The organism is Bacillus cereus group sp. BfR-BA-01492, assembly GCF_022662815.1.
Taxonomy (GTDB): Bacteria; Bacillota; Bacilli; order Bacillales; family Bacillaceae_G; genus Bacillus_A; species Bacillus_A cereus_BD.
In genome coordinates this window covers 1-5,442 of record NZ_JAKUEH010000035.1, presented here as the reverse complement: position 1 = coordinate 5,442, position 5,442 = coordinate 1, and the positions used below count along the sequence as shown (strand labels likewise).

The following is a 5,442-nucleotide window of genomic DNA, read 5'->3' as shown; positions in this document are numbered from 1 at the left end:
GGAAAAGGGTTAGGCGAAGGAATAACAATGGTGGCTGGGAAAGCTGGAAAAGCAGCCGTCGATGGTATAAAAACAGCTACCCACAAAGTAAAAGAGGGTGTAAACTTTGTAGCCTCCACAGCAAAAGGATTTGCCGACAAAATCGGAAGCCTATGGAACAAAGGTGCCACAACCGTAAAAACAACCTTCTTGCAGGGGAATGAAAAGATCCAGCACGCAGTAAAAACATTACTGGAGTACAAATGGATCCCTGGTGTAGGAAAAGCATATGTAATGCCAGGAGTAGGAACTGTCCGAGAGATGGGACAGTATTCTCTAAAGGATGCGTATCAGTATGTGAAAAGTACTGGGGAGAAGGTTGTTAAGGGTACTGGTAATAGAGAGGTTGAAGTTCCACCTGCTTTTAGACAAACTGATTTTGCTAGTTCGTATGAATCAAGGATTAATCAAACACCTGCACAGATTAATCCAAAGATTGAATTTGAAGGAATTAGGGGAGAATCTTTAAGTACGCTTAAGCCGCCACCAGACCCTAAATTGAAAAGCATATTAGATGAGGCTGGTATAAAGGGTATTCAATATAAAAATGGAGTTCCTGATTTTTCACCAGTATCAAAAGCACAGGTAGAAATCAATCATATGGTAGGCGGCACTGGTGGAAATGGATCCGCAGCAAGACGTCTTAATTTCACTCAAGCAGATGAAAAATTGGCTGAGCAATTGAATAATTCTCCTGAATTAGCACGTAAGTTTGGGATGGAATCTGGTGAAATTACATGGAAGCAAATAGAGAAATATCGACGTGCACACAAGTTAACTTGGCATGAATTGAATGATGTAAAGACAGTGCAACTTGTACCGACAGAGATAAACAGTAAATTTGGACATCTTGGTGGAGTAGGTGAAATCAATGCAGGAGCGTTTATGCCAGATGGATTTGCTAGTAAACAATAAAGGAGAGATATATAATGAAAATAAATGATGCAGTTTTTGGCGAACTTGAGTTTAATAATTATGATTGGATTGGATATAAAAACATTGAGTTTTTTGGGAACGAAGTTAAGGTGGCATTAATAGTCAGGGGAGAAGATGATGGTCAGTTTGAGGAAGAACAATATATGGCATATAATTTTTTAATAGAAAGATGGCAACAATTACAACAAAGTATTTTGGAGCCTATATTAGATTATTATAAACAAAAAAGATATGAACTTGGTTACGATGTTGAATTTAACGAAAATTATCCTTTAATAGAAACAGCTACTCAAATTCTTGAAAAAATAACCTTAGTTGGAATTTTTGTTCCAGATAATGACCTTATCGACTTTCTTGATATCGGACTTACGTTTGACTGTACATGGGATATGGAAAATGGATTAGGCCTTTGTTTTGTGAAAGGTGAAGTAACTGAGGTAGGTTATCAGGACGTTGTACTTTAAACTTCGAAGTTTATTTTTATAGAGACAATAAAATTGTTTTTTTATTCATTCGGAATATATGGGCTGATAGAATTAAGGGATAGTTGAAGTGTACAAAAAAGAAAAGGTCATTTTGAAGTACGCACTTCATGATGGTTGTACCGTCATGGAGTACTGTGTGCAATGATAGAATAGAAAACGAAGTACGAGCTTAGGCGAGATGACATTTTACATGGCGATGAATATAAACACATGGAATGTACATTAAACTAACGAACTCGTACAAACTCGTAAATTTTAACGTAACACTTGTCGCGATATGTAAAAGGCGTCATACTTGTGCTACAAAACTTACAAAATTAATGCTACTTAAAAACATATGAACTTAAAGCACTTGATTGTCAATTATGGCAACAAGTGCTTTTTTGCATTTTAGCGTAGAAATAAGTTGGTAAACGTATAATTTTATAAGTGTATTAAGTGTTAAATTTTATAGATTGTAGTGGCGTCGTACAGTGTACGACATTACTAGAGAAAAAATTATTTTAAAAATTAAGGGTTGTATTATGTTTTGAAGTCATCGTAAAGTACGTTTTAACGGATTTACGTTATGAACACGTTATCCGCAAAAAACAGGTAAACGTTACAGGGACTAAAATTACTGTAACGGGAGGGAATTTATAATGGGAGAGAAAGTAGTTGGTTACGTACGAGTTTCAACGGAAGGACAAGTACGTGATGGGTATAGTTTAGCGTATCAAGTAGAAGAGATTGAACGTTACTGTAACGAAAATAATTTAGAATTACTTCGTATGTATGAAGATAGAGGGTTAAGCGGAGCGACTGTTGATGAAGAGGGATTAACAGTTGAACGTGATGGACTACAAGAGCTATTGTCCGATATGGCGTATAAACAAGTAAGCTATGTTGTTGTTTTGAATACATCACGATTGTGGCGCTCTGATATGGCGAAAGTATTAATACAACGAGAACTAAAGAAACATAAAGTAGATGTGAAGGCAATTGAACAATCAAGCTATAGTATTTACACACATGATCCAAATGACTTTTTAGTGAATGGCATGTTAGAACTATTAGATCAATATCAACGACTTGAAATTGCATTGAAGTTAAGTAGAGGTAGAAAGAAGAAGGCTGAACGAGGTGGATATGCAGGTGGTGGCGTACTTTTTGGCTACAAGGCCAAAAAAGGACAAAAGGTGTTAGAAGTAGATGCTAGGAAAGCAGTTGTTGTACGTAGACTATTTGAGTTAAGACAAATTTTTAAACATTGGTCACTTAACCAATTAGCAGAACAATTGAATGTAGAAGGCTACTGCACAGCGAAAGGTAAACAATTTACGAAAGTACAAGTAAAACGCATGTTAGATAGAGAGAATTTTTATCGTGGCATGTATAAATACGGGAAAATACAAACAAAAGGAGAACATGCAGCAATTATTTTATAAACTCACTTAAAAAATTAGCTCATTTTACTATACATACTACTAGAGTTATGAAAAATGGATAGGCTTGCGTACCTATGCGCATCGAAAGATGTACGCTCGAACTAAGGTTGCCGACATTTTTGTATATGACTAAATTATTGAATAGAGGGATGAGTTATGCATAATAGGCAGAACTATTTGTATGTAGGAGTAGATTTACATAAGGAGCATCATACGGCTGTTATAATTAATTGTTGGCAAGAGAAATTAGGAGAAATACAATTTGAGAATAAACCATCGACATTTTCGGAGTTTTTATTAGAAGTAGAGACATATGTGAGTAATGGTTTATCAGTTGTATTTGGTTTAGAAGATGTTGGTGGTTACGGAAGAGCGTTAGCGAAATATTTAGTAGATCATGAACAAGTAGTGAAAGAAGTAAATCCAGCTTTATCATTTTTAGAACGAAAGAGCCAAGTGATGATACAAAAAAATGATAGTTGGGATGCGGAATGTGTGGCACGCATATTGGTAAACAAATTTAATCAATTGCCAGATGCAAAGCCAAACGATTTATTTTGGTCGATACAACAATTGGTTTCAAGAAGGAATGCATTAGTAAAAGCACAAAGTGCGTTAAAGAACCAATTACATATTCAATTAAACCACCATTATCCAAGTTATAAAAAGTTTTTCTCAGAGTTAGATGGAAAAACAGCATTAGCATTTTGGCAGCAATATCCGTCACCCTCTTGTTTAGAGGGGACGAATATAAAGCGATTAACAGCTTTTTTATTAGATGTTAGCAACAATACATGTTCGGTAAAGAAAGCAAGCGACATATTAAAACTTGTAAAAGAAGATGGACATACAATGAAGGAATATCAAGAAATACGAGACTTTTTAGTAAGAAGTATTGTACGGGACATTGAGTTTAAAAAGCAGGAAATGAAATACATCGAAAAAGAATTAAAACAGTTAGTAAATTTACTAGATTATCAATTAGAGACGATGCCGGGAATAGAACTTGTGACGGCATCAGCATTAATTGCAGAAATTGGAGATGTAAGAAGATTTTCAAATGCAAACAAATTAGCAAGATTTGCGGGGATTGCGCCTGTTTACTTTGGTTCTGGTGGGAAAGGTAAGACACACAAAAGCAAACAAGGAAACAGGGCGCTACACGCTTTATTTTATAATTTAGCAGTACAGCAAGTGCAAGTAGCAAAAGGCAGTAAGATGCCACGAAATCCAGTGTTTCATGCGTACTATCAAAAGAAGCTTAAAGAAGGAAAAACAAAAGGACAAGCATTGGTATGTATTATGAGAAGGCTTGTAAACATTGTATATGGCATGATGAAATATAAAACGGCATATGAATTGCCGATAGTAGAAGAAAAAGAAGTAGTTTAATAAGGTTTACATGGTTTGCTTTTTTATTGTGAGGGTTTAAGATTACAACATAGGGTAAGGGAAAAGTGTATCCAACGAGACAAATAGATTCAGTAACAGAAGCACATATAATTGATAGAGTGAAAGAACTAAGAGGGAATTTAACAAGTAGGTATAAGAAATCTGGTAATTTTGCTGTTGCAGAAGTGGATGTCAGTGGGATAAGTAAATCTGAATTTTATGCTCAAAGTAGCATAAATGAACTCAAAGGAAATCTTGAGCATAAGGTGCCTGATATTTCTTTACAACCTGAAAATCCAATGTTTAAAGCTACAGAAGCAGTTGGTAAAGAGGGAGAGAGTTATTTAAGGAATACAGATACGGAGTATAAAATACTAAATGATATTGCTTCTAGGCTTGGAGAGAATACACAAGCTACTGGGAAAATTAAGTTATTTACAGAATTGGATACTTGCGACAGTTGCAGTAAAGTCATAGCAGAGTTTGCTGCTAAATATAAAAATATTGAATTAGAAGTCATACACAACAATGGTAATAGAATTATTCCTTAAACTTAATTTTTTTGGAGGGGAAGACTAATGAAAGACTGGGAGTATAATGAATTATTTGATGCGATTCAGGAGACATATGAAGAGTTGTTAGATGAAGACAGGGGATATAGGTATGCTATAGCAAAACTAGCGGATGAATTTGATAACTTAGGTAAGATAGAAGATGTTATTGTTGATACTGCTATTGGAGAAATTGCAATCGGCCATGAGAAAGTTTTTGTTGGGCGCATTGAAGGTATAACAAAGAGATTAAGCATGTTTAATCCACAAGAAGCAGGAGATGAATTAACATTAGAAGAAATAAAAGACTTATCGAGAAGAATAAATAAAGTAATAGAAGGACTAAAAAATGTAGAGGTTGATTATAATCCTTCAGCAGAATAAAGGTTAGTGTTTTAGAAAAAGAAATAAGTGTTTGAAAGTAAGTACTCCATGATGGTTGTACCGTCATGGAGTACTGTGTGCAATGATAGAATAGAAAATAAAGTACGAGCTTAGGCAAGATGACATTTTAATGGGTGATGAATATAAACACATGGAATGTATATTAAACTAACGAACTCGTACAAACTCGTAAGTTTTAATATAGTATTTGTCATGATGTACAAAAGG

Annotated in this window: 6 protein-coding genes; all 6 read left to right on the top strand. The window is 34.8% G+C overall.

Annotated features, from left to right (window positions below; genetic code table 11):
- Positions 1-954: HNH endonuclease (locus tag MR063_RS21265; protein ID WP_242201295.1), on the top strand; the 954-nt coding region annotated here is incomplete at its 5' end.
- Between the two features lie 14 nt (positions 955-968).
- Complete coding sequence (locus MR063_RS21260; RefSeq protein WP_071759431.1) at positions 969-1,439, top strand: DUF6985 domain-containing protein; 471 nt, start codon at positions 969-971, stop codon at positions 1,437-1,439.
- Positions 1,440-2,101: 662 nt separating this feature from the next.
- Positions 2,102-2,887 (top strand): recombinase family protein, encoded by a 786-nt coding sequence (locus MR063_RS21255; RefSeq protein ID WP_071759432.1) that lies wholly within the window; start codon positions 2,102-2,104, stop codon positions 2,885-2,887.
- A gap of 156 nt (positions 2,888-3,043) precedes the next feature.
- Positions 3,044-4,279: an IS110 family RNA-guided transposase gene (locus tag MR063_RS21250; RefSeq protein WP_242201293.1), complete on the top strand. Its 1,236-nt coding sequence runs from the start codon at positions 3,044-3,046 to the stop codon at positions 4,277-4,279.
- Between the two features lie 119 nt (positions 4,280-4,398).
- Positions 4,399-4,830 (top strand): deaminase domain-containing protein, encoded by a 432-nt coding sequence (locus tag MR063_RS21245; protein ID WP_242201291.1) that lies wholly within the window; start codon positions 4,399-4,401, stop codon positions 4,828-4,830.
- A 27-nt stretch (positions 4,831-4,857) separates the two neighbouring features.
- Positions 4,858-5,214, top strand: a complete 357-nt coding sequence (locus MR063_RS21240; protein ID WP_000656074.1) for an Imm3 family immunity protein — start codon at positions 4,858-4,860, stop codon at positions 5,212-5,214.
- The last annotated feature ends 228 nt before the right edge of the window (positions 5,215-5,442 follow it).